At 69.9% G+C, this 17,441-nt stretch carries 15 protein-coding genes; 10 read left to right on the plus strand and 5 right to left on the minus strand.

Annotation, left to right across the window (positions count from 1 at the left end):
- Positions 1–34 precede the first annotated feature (34 nt).
- Together Psi02_RS15640 and Psi02_RS15645 are read left to right on the plus strand one after the other, a co-directional pair.
- Positions 35–1,993 carry a glycoside hydrolase family 127 protein gene (locus tag Psi02_RS15640; protein ID WP_239094915.1) on the plus strand — a complete coding sequence of 653 codons (1,959 nt, stop codon included), beginning with the start codon at positions 35–37 and terminating at the stop codon, positions 1,991–1,993.
- Between the two features lie 269 nt (positions 1,994–2,262).
- A complete protein-coding gene (locus Psi02_RS15645; RefSeq protein WP_203974723.1) occupies positions 2,263–3,192 on the plus strand; it encodes an NAD-dependent epimerase/dehydratase family protein in 930 nt (309 codons plus the stop codon).
- A gap of 75 nt (positions 3,193–3,267) precedes the next feature.
- Here the strand turns inward: Psi02_RS15645 and Psi02_RS15650 are convergent, their stop codons facing one another.
- Positions 3,268–6,126 carry a discoidin domain-containing protein gene (locus tag Psi02_RS15650; RefSeq protein ID WP_239094916.1) on the minus strand — a complete coding sequence of 953 codons (2,859 nt, stop codon included), beginning with the start codon at positions 6,124–6,126 and terminating at the stop codon, positions 3,268–3,270.
- A 244-nt stretch (positions 6,127–6,370) separates the two neighbouring features.
- Here Psi02_RS15650 and Psi02_RS15655 point away from each other — a divergent pair, with 244 nt between their 5' ends.
- The gene (locus Psi02_RS15655) at positions 6,371–7,420 is read left to right on the plus strand and encodes a LacI family DNA-binding transcriptional regulator (RefSeq protein ID WP_239094917.1); all 1,050 of its coding nucleotides are present in this window, start codon (positions 6,371–6,373) and stop codon (positions 7,418–7,420) included.
- 39 nt (positions 7,421–7,459) lie between these two features.
- Here the strand turns inward: Psi02_RS15655 and Psi02_RS15660 are convergent, their stop codons facing one another.
- Together Psi02_RS15660 and Psi02_RS15665 are read right to left on the minus strand one after the other, a co-directional pair.
- Entirely contained in the window at positions 7,460–8,134 is a 675-nt protein-coding gene (locus tag Psi02_RS15660; RefSeq protein WP_203974727.1) for a phosphatase PAP2 family protein, read from the minus strand.
- A gap of 26 nt (positions 8,135–8,160) precedes the next feature.
- On the minus strand, positions 8,161–8,883 hold the full coding sequence (locus Psi02_RS15665; RefSeq protein ID WP_239094918.1) for a phosphatase PAP2 family protein: 723 nt from the start codon (positions 8,881–8,883) through the stop codon (positions 8,161–8,163).
- A gap of 137 nt (positions 8,884–9,020) precedes the next feature.
- Between Psi02_RS15665 and Psi02_RS15670 the strand changes: the two genes are divergently transcribed.
- Entirely contained in the window at positions 9,021–9,914 is an 894-nt protein-coding gene (locus Psi02_RS15670; RefSeq protein ID WP_203974729.1) for a diacylglycerol/lipid kinase family protein, read from the plus strand.
- A gap of 40 nt (positions 9,915–9,954) precedes the next feature.
- Here the strand turns inward: Psi02_RS15670 and Psi02_RS15675 are convergent, their stop codons facing one another.
- Entirely contained in the window at positions 9,955–11,157 is a 1,203-nt protein-coding gene (locus Psi02_RS15675; RefSeq protein WP_203974731.1) for an MFS transporter, read from the minus strand.
- Positions 11,158–11,253: 96 nt separating this feature from the next.
- On the opposite strand from Psi02_RS15675, the gene Psi02_RS15680 reads away from it, so the two are divergent.
- Positions 11,254–11,862: a TetR/AcrR family transcriptional regulator gene (locus Psi02_RS15680; RefSeq protein WP_239094919.1), complete on the plus strand. Its 609-nt coding sequence runs from the start codon at positions 11,254–11,256 to the stop codon at positions 11,860–11,862.
- Between the two features lie 33 nt (positions 11,863–11,895).
- Here the strand turns inward: Psi02_RS15680 and Psi02_RS15685 are convergent, their stop codons facing one another.
- Positions 11,896–12,732, minus strand: a complete 837-nt coding sequence (locus Psi02_RS15685) for a class I SAM-dependent methyltransferase (protein ID WP_203974733.1) — start codon at positions 12,730–12,732, stop codon at positions 11,896–11,898.
- A 73-nt stretch (positions 12,733–12,805) separates the two neighbouring features.
- On the opposite strand from Psi02_RS15685, the gene Psi02_RS15690 reads away from it, so the two are divergent.
- The 5 genes from Psi02_RS15690 (at position 12,806) to Psi02_RS15710 (ending at position 17,320) form a co-directional block, all read left to right on the plus strand.
- The gene (locus Psi02_RS15690) at positions 12,806–13,438 is read left to right on the plus strand and encodes a TetR/AcrR family transcriptional regulator (protein WP_203974735.1); all 633 of its coding nucleotides are present in this window, start codon (positions 12,806–12,808) and stop codon (positions 13,436–13,438) included.
- Between the two features lie 165 nt (positions 13,439–13,603).
- The gene (locus tag Psi02_RS15695; RefSeq protein WP_203974737.1) at positions 13,604–13,885 is read left to right on the plus strand and encodes a metal-sensitive transcriptional regulator; all 282 of its coding nucleotides are present in this window, start codon (positions 13,604–13,606) and stop codon (positions 13,883–13,885) included.
- 25 nt (positions 13,886–13,910) lie between these two features.
- Positions 13,911–14,123, plus strand: a complete 213-nt coding sequence (locus Psi02_RS15700; RefSeq protein WP_203974739.1) for a heavy-metal-associated domain-containing protein — start codon at positions 13,911–13,913, stop codon at positions 14,121–14,123.
- A complete protein-coding gene (locus tag Psi02_RS15705; protein ID WP_203974741.1) occupies positions 14,120–15,049 on the plus strand; it encodes a DUF8832 domain-containing protein in 930 nt (309 codons plus the stop codon). The genes Psi02_RS15700 and Psi02_RS15705 overlap by 4 nt, the downstream gene beginning before the upstream one ends.
- A gap of 27 nt (positions 15,050–15,076) precedes the next feature.
- Entirely contained in the window at positions 15,077–17,320 is a 2,244-nt protein-coding gene (locus Psi02_RS15710) for a heavy metal translocating P-type ATPase (protein WP_203974743.1), read from the plus strand.
- Positions 17,321–17,441: the final 121 nt, after the last annotated feature.

Consider the following 17,441-nt stretch of genomic DNA (forward strand, 5'->3'; position numbering starts at 1 on the left):
TTCTCTTCGCATGAGAACTCTGAAAAGGACAAATGTGACTGGCATCGTCGAAAGACACACCTCCCCTGTCGCCCCCGTCGTCCCGCGCGGCGGGGTGTTCACCCCGCTCGGTCTTGATGAATCCCGGCTCGCCGGAGGATTCTGGGGGGAGCGCCAGGAGCTCAACCATGACGCGATCATCCCGCACGCTCTCCATTGGCTGGAGCGGGCGGGCTGGGTGGGGAACTTCGACGACGCGGCCTCCGGCCGGCCGTACGAGCACCGGGGCATGGAGTTCGCCGACTCGGAGATATACAAGATCATCGAGGCGATCTCCTGGGATCGGGCGAGAACCGGCCCGGGCGGCGCCGACCTCCACGCCCACCTCGACGCCGCGCTCGACGGGCTCGTCGACCGGCTGGCGGCGGCGCAGGACGCCGACGGCTACCTTCACACGCTGTTCGGCCGGGCCTGGCAACGCCCTCGCTACTCGGACCTCTCCTGGGGGCACGAGCTCTACTGTTTCGGGCATCTCCTCCAGTCGGCGGTCGCCAACGCGCGTGCGGGGGCCAACGCCAAGTACCTCCAGGTGGCGACGGCGCTGGCCGATCACGTCTGCGTGATGTTCGGGGAGAACGGGCTGCGCATGGTGTGCGGTCACGCCGAGATCGAGCTCGGCCTGGTCGAGCTCTACCGGCTCACCGGCGTGCGCCGCTACCTGGACCAGGCGGCCCTGTTCATCGATCGGCGCGGCGCTGGAACGCTCCCTCGCATCGAGTACGGCAGCGCCTACGCCCAGGACGACATGCCGGTGCGCGAGGCCACCGTGCTGCGCGGCCACGTCGTGCGGGCCCTCTATCTGTCGGCCGGCGCCACGGACGTCGCCGTGGAGACCGGCGACGCGGAACTGCTGCGTGTGCTCGAGACCCAGTGGGCCAACACCGTCGCGACCCGTGTCTACGTCACGGGCGGGATGGGATCCCACCACAACGACGAGGCGTTCGGCCTCGACTACGTCCTGCCGCCTGATCGTTCCTACTGCGAGACGTGCGCGGGCGTCGCCTCCATCATGTTCAGCTGGCGGCTTCTCCTGGCCACCGGGAAGAGCCGGTATGCCGACCTGATCGAGCGCACGCTGTACAACGTCCTGGCCGCGTCTCCAGCGCGCGACGGCAGGGCCTTCTTCTACGCCAACACGCTGCACCAGCGTTCGGTGAGCGTGCCAGCGCCGGTCAACGCCGACGGCCTGTGCCTGAGAGGCGCGAGCAGCCGGCGCGAGGCCTGGTTCGAGGCCTCCTGCTGTCCGACCAACCTGGCCAGGACTCTGGCGAGCCTCGGCGCGCTCTGGGCGACCAAGGACGCCGAGGGCGTGCAGATCCACCAGTACGGCGGCGCGTCGGTCGACACGGTCCTGGCGGACGGACGACGTGTCGGCCTCGACATGGAGACCGAGTTCCCGCACGCCGGCACGGTCACGATCACGATCCGGGAGTCCCCCGGCACCCCGTGGACGCTCTCGTTGCGCGTCCCCGAATGGGCGGAGGGCGCGAGCGTGTCGGTGAACGGGGTCGCGGAGGAGGCGGCGCCGGGGGTCGCCTCGGTCACGAGGCCGTTCGCCGCCGGGGACACGGTCGTGCTGGAGTTGCCGATCGAGGCGCGGTTCGTCTTCCCGCACCCTCGCGTCGACGCGGTCAGGGGCTGTGTCGCGGTCCAGCGCGGCCCCGTCGTCTACGCCCTGGAGTCGGTCGACCTCCCCCATGGCTGGAGCACGGAGGCGACGGTCGTCGACGTGTCGAAACCACCCATGTCGGACAGCGACGGCGTGCGCGTCCACCTCTCCTCGGCCGACTCCCCCGCGCGCGACTTCCCCTACTCGGTCAGCGCCGCGGACGTCGCCCCCGACCTCGCGGCCTCGGCCGAAGTGCCGCTGACGCCCTATCACGACTGGGCGAACAGGGGCCCCTCCACCATGCGCGTCTGGATCCCCACGAGTCCCGTCGGCACGGCCGAGTGATCGGTCGCACGGAATCGGGGGTCGCGATGGCGTGAGCCATCGCGAGATTGAACGGCCGGCCTCCGTGAGCCGCAGACGGGTCCCTTGCGCAGCCCGTCGAGCATGGTTCGCGGATCGACCGGTTCGGACGCCCGGGGCCGGGTTCGCCTCTGAGCCCCGCCCCGGGCCGCCGTCCGCCCGGGATCGGTTCCGCCGCGCGGCCGACAAATGCCTGGCGACCAGGCCTGGCGACAAGACGGAGATCTTGCCTGCCCCTAGGCTCCCTACCCATGCGCATACTTGTGACCGGCGGAGCCGGGTTCATCGGCTCCCACCTGACCGACGCCTTCCTGGCCAGGGGTGACGAGGTCGCCGTGCTCGACGACCTGTCCTCCGGCAGGCTGACCCGGCTGGACCCCCGGGTGGCGGCGCACAGGGCCTCCGTCGCCGACCCCGGCGCGCTGGCCGCGGTCGTCGCCCGGGTCCGGCCCCAGCTGATCTGCCACCTCGCGGCGCAGATCGACGTGCGGGCCTCGGTCGCCGATCCGGCGGGCGACGCCCAGACCAACGTCATCGGCACCATCAACGTGCTGGAGGCGGCGCGCGTCGCCGGAGCACGGGTGCTGTTCGCCTCAACCGGCGGCGCCCTGTACGGCAAGGACGCGGTGATCCCCTCGGACGAGGACCAGCGGCCCGAGCCCGAGGCGCCGTACGGCACGGCCAAATACTGCGCCGAGCAGTACATCGGCCTGTCCAACCGCCTCCACGGGACCACCCACTCGGTGCTCCGGCTCGGCAACGTCTACGGACCGCGTCAGGACCCGGCCGGAGAGGCGGGAGTGGTCGCCATCTTCTGCGGCAAGGCCATGCGGGAGGAGCGGCCCGTCATCTACGGCGACGGCACCCAGACGCGGGACTACGTCTACGTCGGCGACGTCGCCACGGCCTTCCTCGCCGCGGCCGACTCCTCCATCGCGGGGGTGTGGAACATCGGCACCGGCGTCGAGACCAGCATCCTCACTCTGGCCGACGTCATCGGCCAGGTCACGGGCCGGAGCATTGAGCCGGAGTTCGGGCCCGCGCGGCCCGGGGAGCTCCGGCGCAGCGCGCTCGATGTGGCACGCGTCGCCGGTCAGCTGGGTTGGAAGGCGGCCACCTCGCTGTCCGAGGGCGTCGCGAGCACCTTCGCGTGGGTGCGAGACGGCGGGCCCGACAGGTAGAGCTCGGACCGCACGCGGAGTGGAGTGGCGGAGGAGGGGTGACCTCCTCCGCCACGGGAGCGGACCGCCGTTACCTCAGCGGTTGTAGATCTTGATTTCGGTCAGGCCGGACTTCGCACCGGAGGCGTTGGTCATCAGCACTCGCACCCGCTGCGCGCTGACCGGCGTGAACCGGACCACGTTGTAGTTGCCCTGCGGTGTGCTCGGTGTCTTGACCTGGGCCGCGGCGTTGGTCCAGGTGCTGCCGTTGAGGTACTGGATCTGGTAGGCGGACGGCGGGCGGTAGGTGGCGCTCGCCGGACGGCTGTCCTTGAAGTAGAGCCGGACCTCGTCGAGGGTCTTGGCGCTGCCGAAGTTCACCTCGTACCAGTCCTGGGCATTGGGCGAGCCGCCCGCACCCCAGTAGGGCTCGTTGACGGGGTAGCCGTCCACCGCGCCGCCGGTGCTGGTGCCGCCGCCGGTGTAGGAGGCCGACACGGTGGCGCCCTGGGCGAGGTTGGTCAGGTTGGCGGTGAGGTCGACTCCGGCCTTGGCGAGTTCGTCGACGACGCGCGCGTCGGACTGGACGACCTGTTGCGGCGACCGGAGCCCCGCGATCGCGGTGCTGAAGGCCACGGTCCCTGCGGTGCCGCTGAAGGTGACCGCGCCGGTGTCGGGGTTCCACACGAAGGGCACGAGCTGGTTCACCGTCGCGGCACGGGTGCCGTTGATGTAGATGGAGTATCCCTGGGGAACCCCGGGGTACTTGACCACGCCGTCGGCCGGGTCGTCCCAGACGATGGACAGGTCGGCGTTGCGGTAGCGGATGTTGTTGACCGCGAAGTTGGACCAGCCGATGTTGATCGGCGAGAGCTCCACCCTGTTGTCGTTGCGGGGGCGCAGCCCGGCGACGTCCTCGATCAGCGTCCAGTTGCTGCTGCCGAGGATGTTGTGGTGGATCCACGAGCGGTAGGTGATGGACGAGCCGTTCCAGTTGGCCCAGAACTCGTTGGCGTCGGGCCACTGGGTGTTGCCCCCGACGTACTGGGCCCAGGTGTTCCAGTAGAGCAGCTTCTTGTAGTCGTCGGTGGTGATGTAGGAGCTGGGGTAGTTGCGCAGAGCCGACGAGAAGAGCCGGAACTGCACGGTGGAGTTGATCGTGGAGAAGTTGTTGCTGCCCGGGTTGCCGGCCGCTGCCGCCGCCGCCTTGTCCTTCTGGTTGGCGGTGTAGAACGGGAAGACCGGGTATTCGGCCGGGTCGGTGAACAGCCGCAGCGCCTCGCGGTAGGTCGCGGTGTTGGGCATCAGCCCCACGGCGTACGGATAGAAGTTGTTGATCTCCTTCCACGGGTCGAGCGTGTTGGTCGACACGTGGCGGTGTTGCAGCACGCGCGCGGTCGGGTTCCACAGCACGTTGACGACCGCGTTCTGCACGCGGGTGGCGAGCGTGCGCATCTCGGCCGCCTTGGTGGTGTTGCCGATCGCGTCGTACGCCTGCGCCGCGGCGAGGGCCCCGCTGTAGACGTACGCGGACTCGGTGCGATCGAGGTTGCCGCTGCGCCAGTGGAAGGAGACCGCGTCGGCGTCGTTGCCGGTCAGCGCGCCCCAGTCGTACTCGATCAGGCCGTTGTTGTCGTGGTCGTAGAAGCTGAGCTGGCCCTTCGCGTCGCCTTCCGCGTACTTGGCGAGGTTGGCCGCGATGCCGGGCTGACCACCGTGGATCTGGTAGCTGCGCCAGGCCGCCTCACCGATGTACTGCGTGTAGCTGTTCGACCAGTTGGCCGGGTCCCCGGGGTTGTCGAGGAACCTGCCGCCCTTGGAGACCTGACCGACCGAGAGCCAGTCGCCGTAGGCGTACAGCGGAGTGCGGAGGTACTTGAGATCGTCGATGTGCATCGGCTGGGTGAGCACGATGGCGTTGTTGTACCCGAGCGCGCCCTCGACCGAGGTGGGGAACTGGTAGGTCTGGCCGGGCAGGTTGGCGTCGAGGTTGTTGAACCTCATCAGCCACCACCGGTAGTAGTAGTTCTTCTTGATGGCCGGCTCAGGCGAGTCGAAGTACGGGATGTTCTGCGCCCACCACAGGTTGTAGGCCCGCACGTGCGTGGCGAACGCGGTGGCGTTGGTGTAGCCCTTGTACGCGTTGTACTCGGTCAGCGACTCGGGGATCTCGTTGGTGACGAAACCCATCACGACCTTGGCGGTGACGGTGGCGCCCGCGGCGACGGTGACCGAGCGGTTGAGTCCCCCGCTGGTGACGGTGAACCCGTCGCCGGACAGACGCGGGGACAAAGTGGTGAGGTTGTTGAAGGCGCTGCGGCTGCCGGTCAGCTCGTTGCCGCTGCCCGAGGTCGCGTACGGCGAGGTCGCCCGCAGTTGCAGGGTCGTCGCGGAGGTGCCCGTGTTGGTGATCGAGAAGTTCGCCACCGCGACGTTGTTCTGAGTGATGAACTTGGTCTGCTCGACGCGGACCGCACCACTCGTGTGCACGCTCTTGAAGTAGCTCGGCGCCTGCCAGCGCTGGGAGACCTGCTCGGTGAAGGTGCCGGGCGTGATCGCCACGGTGAACGCGCTCTGGTTGCTGATGCTCTCGATGTAGGCCACGTTGCCGGCGAAGCCGAGCGTCCCGGGGTTGTGGGTCTTCATGAACAGCGCCCGGCCGCGTGTCATCAGGATGCCGCCGTCGGCGTCGGACGGATCGCTGCCGGAGCGGCTGAGCAGCCGGTCGATCCAGAAGTTGGTGCCTGCGCTCTCCGAGTCGTAGATGGCCTGCATCATGTTGCCGGTGTTGTAGGCGACCGGCGGCGCGGGTACGGCGGGGCCGCTGAAGGTCGGGTATCCGATGGTCTGGGCCGCGGACGCTTGCCGTCCTGGGGCCACGAGCGCGCTGGCGACAAGGCAGAGTATGGCCACCATGACCAATGATCTCGACCTGGAGCGGGCGTACACCAGCATCGCGTCACCTCCTTCGGGGTGGGACTGGCGGGGGGGTGCGAAGTAGCGAGGGATCCGTGCCGACGCGCCCGGGATGCGCCGCTTCCGTTCACGATCGGCTCCGAAAAGGTTTTCGGCAACGTTAAATTTCGATAACGAGAGCCCGGCGACGGGGTGTTGTATCGGACGGATCTTCGACATAAGCTCAGGACACGCGCCCCTCCCGACTTTGTCGGCATCTCGAAACGCTTTCGAAAGGTTTTCGGTGGGCCGACGTCGTTCCGAACTGGTGACCCTGGCCGACGTGGCCAAACTGGCCGGGGTTTCCGTCGCGACGGCGTCCAAGGCGCTCAACGGACGGCCTGAGGTCGCGGACGCGACCCGGTCGCGGGTGCGCCACGCCGCCGCGGAGTTGGCCTTCCATCCCAACCCGCTCGCCCGCGGGCTGATCGGCGGCCGCACCCGCACCATCGGACTGCTCACCGACGAGCTCGGCGGGCGCTTCTCCATGCCGGTGCTGCTCGGCGTGGAGAACGCCCTGGGCAACGAGGAGATGTCGGTGGTGCTCTGCGACGCGCGCGGCGACTCCATCCGCCGCCAGCACTACATCCGCACCCTGGTGGCCAGGCAGGTCGACGGATTCATCATCCTCGGCGAGAGCAACGACCTGCGCCCGTCGCTGACCCGCGACATCCCGGTGCCGGTGGTGTACGTGTACGGGGAATCCAGCGACCCCGGGGATCTGTCGATCCTCGCCGACGACGAGGGCGGCGCACGCCTCGCCGCCGAGCACCTCATATCCCTACAAAGGCGTCACGTCGGGCACATCACCGGCCCAGAGCTGTACCGTGCCGCGCGCGACCGGGCGGCCGCTCTGCGCCGCGCGCTGCACGACTCCGGTCTGGACCTGGCCGGTGGAGAACCCTTCCACGGCGAATGGTCACGCCGCTGGGGCCGGCATGCGGCGCACATGCTGCTCACCGCCGACCCCGACGTGGACGCCATCTTCTGCGGCAACGACCAGATCGCGGACGGCGCCTGCGAGGCGCTGACGTACCTCGGGCGGCGCATCCCCGACGACGTCGCGGTGGTGGGCTACGACAACTGGGAGACGCTGGCGGCCGACTGCCGTCCGCCGCTGACCACCATCGACCTGAATCTGGAGCAGTTGGGCGCCATCGCGGTGGAGCATCTGTCCGCGGCCCTGGACGGACACCGCACCACCGGCGTCATCCGCCATCCGGGACGGCTGGTGGTCCGCGAATCGACCGGCCCGCCGTCCCTTCGCCCGTCGCCGGCCGCCACACGAGGCTGAGACGCGGCCGCGGGGCTCACCGTGCCACCGGCCGCAGGCTCACCGTGGCACCCGGTGCGGATCGCGCTCCGCCGTCTGGAGTTGCGGGCGCCGACCCTCGCGCCGGTAGAGGATCGCACGCGCGGCGACCGTGACACAGCAGACGCCGAGCAACAGGCCCCAGATGACGTCGGTGGGGAAGTGCATGCCCCGGTACAGGCGAGAGAAGCCGACGATGAGCGGGACGGCGACGGCGACCATCCAGATCGCCACCCGCGACGCCCTGTCGCGGATGTGCGAGGTCAGGATGAGCGCGATCGCGCAGTAGAACCCGACGGCGGCGCTGACGTGGCCCGAGGGGAAGCTGGAGGTCGGCGGAGCGGGGTCGAGGTGCGGCACCGGCGGCCGGCGCCGGCCGATGAACTCGGTGGTGGCGAGGAAGACGAGCGACTGACCCCAGACGGACACGATGAGGAAGGCCGATTCGCGCCAGCGTTTGCAGACGAGCCTGAACACGATAACGGCCACCAAGGTGAGCACCACGATGTACGGCATGTCCGACAGGCTGGTGCCGTAGTCCGTGAGCGTGTTCAACAGCGAGGTGCGGTCGGCGGCCAGGCCCCGGTTCACGGCCGCCTCACCGGTCGGCCACCTGAGGATCAGCTCGCCCACGCCGTAGGTCGCCGCGGCCAGCAGGAGCAGCGGCACGACGATCGACAACGCGTAGTACCTCACGTGCCCGATCATGGCTGTGGGCGTATTCACCGGCTCGGCTCCATTCCCTCGGTCAGCGGCGCGGCCGGCCTGCGGCCCTGCTCTCGCCGCCACGTCTCGAACGCCGCCGCGGTGGCGGCGACCACGGCTGTGCCGAGCACGATCCCGGCGACCACGTCGCTCACCCAATGCACGCCGAGGGCGATCCTGGTGTAGCCGACCGACAGGACCAGGAACCACGCGACGGCCCAGGCGACGCGCCGCCCCCACCGGGGCAGCATGGGCAGGACGAGCAGGACGATGACGCCCGCTCCCAGCGTCACGTTGACGGCGTGGCCCGACGGGAACGACTCACCCGGCGCCAACGCGACGGGATCCGGCAGGTGTGGCCTGGCCCGCGCGACGATCACCTTGAGCGCGAGGCCGAGCAGCCCGCCCACGGTCACGGTGGTGAGCGCCCATACGGCCAGCCTGGGCGCGCCCTTTTGCAGCAGCCAGACGGCGAACGCGGCGACCGCGATGCGCCACGGCCACGGCCCGAACAGGTCGGTCCACACGACGAGCAGCCTGGTCACTCCGGGATGCGCGAGCGCGTACACGTGCAGGTCCTCGGCGACCTCCGCGTCCAGCCGGTTGACCGGCATCTTGGCGATGACGAGCAACACGGTGAAGGGGACCATGGCGAGCGCCACGGCGAGCCCGGCGACCGTCAGCCGCAACCCCAGAGTGCGGTCACGCCCGGCATACGCCTTCAACCACGGATGTGTCACCGTCCGGCTCCTTCGCGATCGGAGTGGTCCTTGATCCGCATCCGCTCACGGCTACCCGGGCAGAAGGCGCTGACTCCTGTTCTGCTCTACCGGTGTGGATCATCTTTGAAACCCGTCGCCGAGGGTAGCCGGGGAGCATGTCCCCCACCGTGGCGGTTGTCGCGCACCGCAAGAAGACTCTCGGCGCCGGCCTGGACAGGCTGCGTGTGCTGGTCAGCGAACAGGACGTCGGCGACCTGCTCTGGTACGAGGTGCCCAAGAGCAGGAAGGCGCGCAAGAAGGTCCGTGACGCGCTCAGGCGGGGCGCCGACCTGGTGTTCGTCTGGGGTGGCGACGGCATGGTCCAGCGGTGCGCCGACGCGATGGCCACCTCCGGCGTGCCGATGGCGATCCTCCCGGCGGGGACCGCGAACCTGTTCGCGGGCAACCTCGGCATCCCCGCCGACCTTGAGGAGGCGGTGCGCATCGGATTCAACGGCCGTCGGGAGAAGCTGGACCTCGGGGTGCTGAACGGCGAGCATTTCGCGGTGATGGCCGGTGCCGGATTCGAGGCCGAGATGATCGCCGACGCCGACGGGCAGGCGAAGAAGCGGCTCGGGAGGCTGAGCTATGTCAAGGCGGCCGTCCGGCATGTCGGCGGCCCGCTCGTGCCGATGAAGATCAAGGTCGATGGCGTGACCTGGTTCGACGGGGAGGCGAGTTGCCTGCTGCTGGGCAACGTCGGCACGATCGCCGGCGGCATCGAGGCGTTCGGCGACGCCCGGCCCGACGACGGCTGGCTGGAGGTGGGCGTCTCCACGGCCACGGGACCGGTGCAGTGGGCCCGGGTGCTCGGGACGATGGCGACAGGACGCTCCGAGGAGTCACCGTTCGTCCGGATCACCCGCGCGAGAACCGTCTCCGTCCGGTTCGGCTCCCCCCTGATGTACGAGCTCGACGGCGGCGAACGCGGGGCCACCACTCGGCTCAAGGCCAAGGCCGTCCCGGGTGCGTTGACCGTCTGCCTTCCCCGCACGGGCGAGGGCTCCTGACGCGAAGGCGCGGGCGGTGACGTCCGCGCCGGGCCGTCCCTCAGGACGTGACGTCGGATGCGGCCTCTGCCCGGGCGACACCGGCGGCCCGCCGGTCGCCTGTGCGGAGCACGCCGGCGAACACGGCGAGCCCGCAGGCGAGCGCCGTCACCACTGCGAAGGACACCACCAGGCTGGTCGCGTCGGCGATCGTGCCGATGACGAACGGGGCGATGAGTCCCGAGGTGTAGGTGACGGTGGCGACGCCCGCGATGGCCTGGCTCGGGTTCGGGCCCTTGCGTCCCGCCGCGGCGAACGCCAGCGGCACGACGACCGCGATGCCGACGCCCAGCAGCGCGAAGCCGGCCATCGCGACCAGCGGATGCCAGGCGGTCATCACCAGCAGGCCGCCGACGGCGGCGATCACGCCGCTGGCCCGCACGGTGCGCACCGCTCCGAACCGGTCCACCAGGGCGTCGCCGGCGATCCTGGCCACGGCCATGGTGAGCGTGAAGCCCGTGGTCGTCGCGGCCGCCACACCCGCCGAGGCCGTCAGGACGTCTCGCAGGTAAACCGCGGACCAGTCCAGGCTCGCCCCCTCACCGAAGGTGGCGCAGAACGCGACCGCGCCGATGAGCAGCGCCGACTTGGGCGGCAGCGCGAACCGCGGAGGCGGCTCCTCGTCCTGGTCCGGGCGCAGGTCGAGCACGTAGTGGCACGCCACGAGTCCGACGACAGTGAGAGTCCCCGCCGCCAGCGCGTGGTGCAGTTGGGCGCTCACCTCGAGGTGCGCGGCGAGCGTGCCCACCGCGGAGCCGATCAGCGCGCCGACGCTCCACATGCCGTGCAGCCCGGACATGATCGACTTGTCGAGCCGCCTTTCGACGTCGACGCCCAGCGCGTTCATCGCCACGTCGCACGTCCCCGCGCTCGCTCCGAAGACGAACAACGCCAGGCACAACGTGGGCATGTTCGGCGCCAGTGACGGCGGGATCAGGGCCAGCGTCCACAGGGTGAGGAGGCCGCGGAGTGCGGCACGGGCGCCGAAGCGATGGCTCAGCCGGGCCGCGAGCGGCATCGTCAACGCGGCGCCGATCGCCGGGAAGGCCAGAGCGATCCCCAACTGACCCGCGCTGACCGCGGCATGTTCCTGAATCCACGGGACCCGGGTCGCGAAGGACCCGGTCACCGAGCCGTGGACGCAGAACACGGCGGCCACCGCGTATCGCCCCCGCCGCACGGTGCGCTGGTCGTAGCGTGCCAACAGGAGACCCCCGGTGTCCGATCGGCCCATATCGGCCGCCCCAGAGAACTGTAAGCTCAATACCGACCAAGTGGTAGGTATCTGACCGCCGAAAGAGTGAAGACAGTGACCGCCGGGGCTCAGCACGGTTACGAGAAGGGCCGCGCCAAGCGACGTGAGATCATCGATCGCGCCGTGACGCTGTTCGGCGAGGCCGGTTACCGCGGCGCGTCCCTGCGCGAGATCGCCGCCCGCTGCGGCATCTCGCATCCCGGCCTGCTCCACCACTTCCCGACGAAGGAGTCGCTGCTGCTCGCCGTCCTCGAGCACCGTGACGAGGTGGACGGGAAGTGGTTGTCGATCGACGGCGCCACCGGCATGGAGTCGCTGCGCCGGCTGGTCGGCCTCGTCTCGCTCAACGCCGCACGCCGGGGCATCGTCGAACTGTTCGCCGTGCTGTCCGCGGAGGCGACGTCTGCCACGCATCCCGCCCACGACTACTTCGTCGAGCGCTACCGGACGTCCGTCGACACCTTCGAGCAGGCCTACACGCGGGCCCGTGACGAGGGGATCCTGCGGCCCGGCATCGATCCGGGCACGGCGGGGCGGCAGCTCGTCGCCCTCATGGACGGCCTGCAGGTGCAGTGGTTGCTGGACGACTGTGTGACGGACATGGCGGGCATCGTCCGGGCACACGTCCAGGGTCAGCTGACCGTGCCGCTCTAACCCGCACGACTCTGAGCGGCCCGCCCGAGGGGCTCAGGGGCGGACGGCGCTCACCAGCCAGACGGCGCCGGGGATGCGGACGCCCACTGAGGTCTCGTAGGCCCCGAGCCCCTCTCGCAGTTCCTCCCGAGTCCGTTCGACGACGGCCCGGTCGACCCCGTCCAGGTTGAAGCGGACCGGCCCCTGACTGAGGATGAACTCGGCCGCGTCGACGGCGTCGCGGCCGTAATCCATCAGCGCCTCGACCGGAGTGACGTTCACGTCGGCGAACCCGGCCTCACCGAGCACCTCGTGGATGCGGGCCGACTCGACCAGGGATCCCATCCCCCGCGCGGCGGGCGACGGCCCGCGCATCAGCGGTTTCAGCGCCGCGGTGGCACGGGCGTAGTCACTGTCAGGGGCGCCGCCCTGCGGCCCCATGAACGCGAGCCGCCCACCTGGCCTCAGCCCTCGCCGGATGTTGGCGAAGGCGGCCACCAGGTCGCCGAAGAACATGACGCCGCCACGGCTGATCGCGACGTCGAAGCCATCGTCGGGAAAGTGGTGGACCTGGGCGTCCCCCTGCTCGAACCTGACATTGGCGACACCTTGCTCCGCCGCGTCGGCGCGGGCGCGCTCCAGCATCGGCGCCGAGATGTCGACGCCGACGACGTGTCCCCGGGACGCCCGGCGTGCCGCCAGCAGCGTGATCTGGCCCGTCCCGCAGCCGACGTCGAGGACGCGGTCGTTCTCGACGATCGCGGCGACCTGGAAGAAGTCGTGGTTGAAGGCGGCGACCATCGCGTTGTAGCGGGCGGGATTCTGTGCCCAGTGGACGCCTTCCCAGCCGTTCCACGCCTCCGCGTGCCAGGTGTTGACGATTTCCTGCATGGGTCCTCTCCTCCTGCGATTCACCTCACTAGAGTTGAACTCTAGTGTCGACATCTAGAGATAAGCTACAGCCATGGGTCAGGTCAAGGGCGAGGACAAGCGGGCCCGCAAGGCGAAGGAGACGCGCCGGCGGATGCTGGAGGCCGCGAGCGAGCTGTTCGTCCAGCATGGATACGGTGCGACGACGCTTCAGGAGATCGCCGATCGGGCCGGCGTCGCCGTACAGACGATCTACTTCACGTTCGGCAACAAGCGCGTGCTTCTCAAAGAGCTGATCGACGTGTCGATCGCGGGAGACCACGAGCCGATCGCGACGATGGATCGGCCGTGGTTCCACGGGGCCCTCACCGCGGAGACCGCCGCCGCCCACGTGCGGCTCCACGTTCGGGGCACTCGGGGAATCCTGGAACGGGTCGCGCCGGTCATCGAGATGCTGCGCGCCGCCACCTCGGCCGATCCCGGCATCGCCGACCTCTGGGACCAGGACACCGACCCGAGGTTCACCGTCCACGCGGCGGCCGCCCGGTCACTGGTGACCAAGCCGGGAATCCTCCCTGGCGTGACGGCCGAGCACGCCGCCGACCTGCTGTTCGGCCTGCTCAGCCCGGAGCTCTATCTGCTGTTCGTCCGCGACCGCGGCTGGTCGCCCGATCAGTGGGAGCACTGGTCATTCGAGACTCTGACCGCCCAGCTCTGCATGGGGTGAGACCGGCGCCGGCGACCTGCTCCGGCGCCTCCCGGCGCGGTCGTGTGCGCCACCGGTCCTCGGTTCACCGGTCCCGATGACCCTCTTTTCACCTGCACGCCCATCGGAATACCCTGCGGGGGTACCGTGTTCCATAATCGGGCAAACTGATTTCCAGGTGGAGAAATGGCCGGATACACGGGAAGCAAAGAAGACCATCTCAGGCGGCTACGGCGCATCGAGGGCCAGGTCCGCGGCCTGGAGCGGATGGTCGACGAGGACAAGTACTGCATCGACGTCCTCACCCAGGTATCGGCCGCCAACAGGGCGCTTCAGGCTTTCGCACTGGAGTTGCTCGAGGAGCACATGGCGCACTGCGTCGCCGAAGCCGTCGCCAAGGGCGGGGCCGAGGCCGACGCCAAGGTCAAGGAAGCCTCCGACGCCATCGCCCGCCTCGTTCGTTCTTGATCGACATAGAGCAGGAGTTCTTGGGATGACCACCGCCACCTTCACCGTCAAAGGCATGACCTGCGGCCACTGCGTCAGTTCGGTCAAAGAAGAGGTCGGAGAGGTTGCCGGCGTCGCCGGCGTCCAGGTCGACCTCGCCACAGGCCTCATGACAGTGGAGAGCGAATCCCCGATCGACGCGGCGCGGATCAGCACCGCCGTCGCCGAAGCCGGATACGAAGTGGCGGATCCGTCGTGAACGCCCCGATCAAGCTCGGCGTGTACGGTCTCGGCCTCGCGGTGATCTTCAGTGCGGCCGTCGGGGTCGGCAACGCGGTGGGCGCGGTGGGTCCGGCGCCGGTCAACACCGGCCACGGCGCTCACGCGACCTCCTCACCGGCCCGGCAGAGCACGGAGCCAGTTCCCGGAGGGCTGCAGGTGTCGCAGGACGGCTACACCTTGACTCCGGAGACGACGACGCTCACGCCGGGTGAGCGCACGGCGTTCCGGTTCACCGTGACGGGACCCGACGGCAGGCCGGTGACCCGCTACCAGATCGCTCACGGCAAGAAGCTGCACTTCATCGTGGTGAACCGCGACCTCGGCGACTTCCGGCACCTCCATCCCGCCGAGACCGGCGGCGGAGTCTGGTCGGTCCCCCTGTCGCTGCCCGAAGCCGGGACCTATCGCGCTTTCGCCGACTTCACCCCCGAAGGCCGCGAGGGGCTCACCCTCGGCACCGACCTCTACGCCGCGGGCGACTTCACCCCGCAGGCCTTGCCGGCCCCCGCCCGTACGGCCACCGTCGACGGCTACACCGTCGAACTCGACGGCGACCTGACCCCGGGTACGGCCGGCAGGCTCACGCTGAGGGTGAGCAGAGACGGCACGCCCGTGACCGACCTGGAACCCTACCTGGGCGCCTATGGTCACCTGGTCGCGCTGCGCGCGGGCGACCTGGCGTACCTGCACGTGCACCCTGACGGCGCCCCGGGCGACGGCAGGACCCCGTCCGGGCCGACGATCACCTTTCACGCCGAGGCTCCGAGCCGCGGCGACTACCGGCTCTTCCTCGACTTCCAGCACGAGGGAACCGTCCACACCGCCGCCTTCACCCTCCGGGCAGAGCAGTCGCCGACCAACGGAACGCCGGTCGAGCCCGACCATGGGCACTCCGGCCACTGACGCCCGGTACGCCGGAAAGGAGTGGTGATGACCTCCACCACGCATGACAGACCGCAGGCCGCCCGCGGCGCGGTCGAACTCTCGATCGGGGGCATGACCTGCGCGTCCTGCGCCACCAGGATCGAGCGCAAGCTCAACAAGCTGGACGGCGTGACCGCGTCGGTCAACTACGCCACGGAGAAGGCCAAGGTGACCTTCCTCGAGGATCTCGACCCGCGGCAGCTCATCGCCGAGGTCGAGAAGGCCGGGTACACGGCCAGACTGCCCGAACCTCCCGGAAAGCCGGAGGAACCGGCGCCGGATGACGAGCTCCGGCCGCTGCGGACACGCTTGATCACGTCGGTGGTGCTGGCCGTTCCCGTGATCGCGATGGCGATGATCCCGCCACTGCAGTTCACGTACTGGCAGTGGCTCTCGCTGACGCTCGCGGCACCGATCGTGGTCTACGCCGGCCAGCCCTTCCACAAGGCCGCGTGGACCAACCTGCGGCATGGCGCGGCCACCATGGACACGCTGGTGTCGCTGGGCACGATCGCCGCGTTCGGCTGGTCGTTATGGGCGTTGTTCTTCGGTACGGCGGGCACCCCCGGCATGACCCACGGGTTCGACTTCACCATCGCACGCGGCGACGGGGCGGGCGCCATCTATTTCGAGGCCGCGGCGGGCGTGACGGCCTTCATCCTCGCGGGCCGCTACTTCGAGATCCGATCCAAGCGCCGCGCGGGCGCCGCGTTGCGGGCGTTGCTGGAGATGGGCGCCAAGGACGTCACGGTGCTCCGCGAGGGCACCGAGGAACGCGTCCCCGTCGACCGGCTGGCCGTGGCCGACCTCTTCGTCGTACGGCCAGGCGAGAAGATCGCCACCGACGGCGTGATCGAAGAGGGCACCTCGGCCGTCGACGCGAGCATGCTGACCGGCGAATCCGTCCCCGTCGAGGTCCGGCCGGGTGACGCCGTCACCGGCGCGACCGTGAACGCGGGAGGCCGGCTGGTCGTCCGGGCCACCAGAGTCGGAGCCGACACCCGGCTCGCCCAGATGGCCCGGCTCGTGGAGGAGGCGCAGACCGGCAAGGCCCAGGCCCAGCGGCTCGCGGACAAGATCTCGGCGGTCTTCGTGCCGACCGTGATCGCGCTTGCCGTCGGCACACTGGGCTTCTGGCTCGGCACCGGCGCGGGCGCGGGGGCGGCCTTCACCGCGGCGGTCGCCGTGCTCATCATCGCCTGCCCCTGCGCGCTCGGACTGGCCACCCCGACCGCTCTGCTGGTCGGCACCGGCAGAGGAGCCCAGCTCGGCATCCTCATCAAGGGGCCCGAGGTGCTGGAGTCCGCCCACGGGATCGACACCGTCGTCCTGGACAAGACCGGCACCGTCACCGAGGGCAGGATGACCCTGGTCAAGGTCGTCGCCGCCGAGGGTGAGGACCGCGGCGAGGTCCTGCGCCTGGCCGGGGCGCTGGAACACGCCTCAGAGCACCCGATCGCCCAGGCGATCGCCCGGGGCGCCGCCGAACAGGTCGGGGAACTGCCCACTCCCGAGGACTTCGCCAACGTCGAGGGCCTCGGTGTGCAGGGCGTCGTGGACGGCCACGCCGTACTCGTCGGGCGGCCCAGGCTGCTCGCCGAGTGGTCGCAGCATCTGCCTGACGACCTGGAGCGCGCGCTGCACGCCGCGCAGGACGCCGGCCGTACGGCTGTCGCCGTCGGCTGGGACGGCAAGGCGCGCGCGGTCCTCGCGGTCGCCGACGTCGTCAAGCCCACCTCGGCGGAGGCCGTCTCCCGGTTGCGCGCGCTCGGCCTGACCCCGGTGCTGCTGACCGGCGACAACGAGACCGTCGCGCGGTCGGTCGCCGCCGAGGTCGGCATCGGCGCAGTCGTCGCGGAGGTGCTGCCCGCCGACAAGGTCGACGTCGTCAAGCGGCTCCAGGCCGAAGGGAAGGTCGTGGCGATGGTCGGCGACGGCGTCAACGACGCGGCCGCGCTCGCCCAGGCCGACCTCGGCCTGGCCATGGGCACCGGGGCCGATGTGGCCATCGAGGCCGCCGACCTGACGCTGGTCCGCGGTGACCTGCGCGTCGCCGCCGACGCGATCCGGCTGTCGCGACGGACGCTGCGCACGATCAAGGGCAACCTCTTCTGGGCCTTCGCCTACAACGTGGCCGCCCTGCCGCTGGCCGCACTCGGGTTGCTCAACCCGATGATCGCCGGTGCGGCCATGGCGTTCTCCAGTGTGTTCGTGGTGAGCAACAGCCTCCGCCTGCGCCGCTTCCGATGAATCCGGGCCGACGGGCCTCCGGCAGTCGCCCCGGAGGCCCGTTGGTCTTGCCTGCGCTCGTATGGGTGACGCGACCCTCAGGAGTGCCGTCGCGTCACAGCTTGCGCATCGGTTTCACCCA

Origin of the sequence: Planotetraspora silvatica (assembly GCF_016863315.1) — a bacterium.
Taxonomy (GTDB): Bacteria; Actinomycetota; Actinomycetes; order Streptosporangiales; family Streptosporangiaceae; genus Planotetraspora; species Planotetraspora silvatica.

Excerpts from the sequence above, each read along its gene's own strand:
- Psi02_RS15645 (WP_203974723.1), top strand. The coding sequence starts at position 2,263 with ATGCGCATACTTGTGACCGGCGGAGCCGGGTTCATCGGCTCCCACCTG.
- Psi02_RS15650 (WP_239094916.1), bottom strand. The coding sequence starts at position 6,126 with ATGCTGGTGTACGCCCGCTCCAGGTCGAGATCATTGGTCATGGTGGCC.
- Psi02_RS15670 (WP_203974729.1), top strand. The coding sequence starts at position 9,021 with ATGTCCCCCACCGTGGCGGTTGTCGCGCACCGCAAGAAGACTCTCGGC.
- Psi02_RS15685 (WP_203974733.1), bottom strand. The coding sequence starts at position 12,732 with ATGCAGGAAATCGTCAACACCTGGCACGCGGAGGCGTGGAACGGCTGG.
- Psi02_RS15690 (WP_203974735.1), top strand. The coding sequence starts at position 12,806 with ATGGGTCAGGTCAAGGGCGAGGACAAGCGGGCCCGCAAGGCGAAGGAG.
- Psi02_RS15695 (WP_203974737.1), top strand. The coding sequence starts at position 13,604 with ATGGCCGGATACACGGGAAGCAAAGAAGACCATCTCAGGCGGCTACGG.
- Psi02_RS15700 (WP_203974739.1), top strand. The coding sequence starts at position 13,911 with ATGACCACCGCCACCTTCACCGTCAAAGGCATGACCTGCGGCCACTGC.
- Psi02_RS15710 (WP_203974743.1), top strand. The coding sequence starts at position 15,077 with ATGACCTCCACCACGCATGACAGACCGCAGGCCGCCCGCGGCGCGGTC.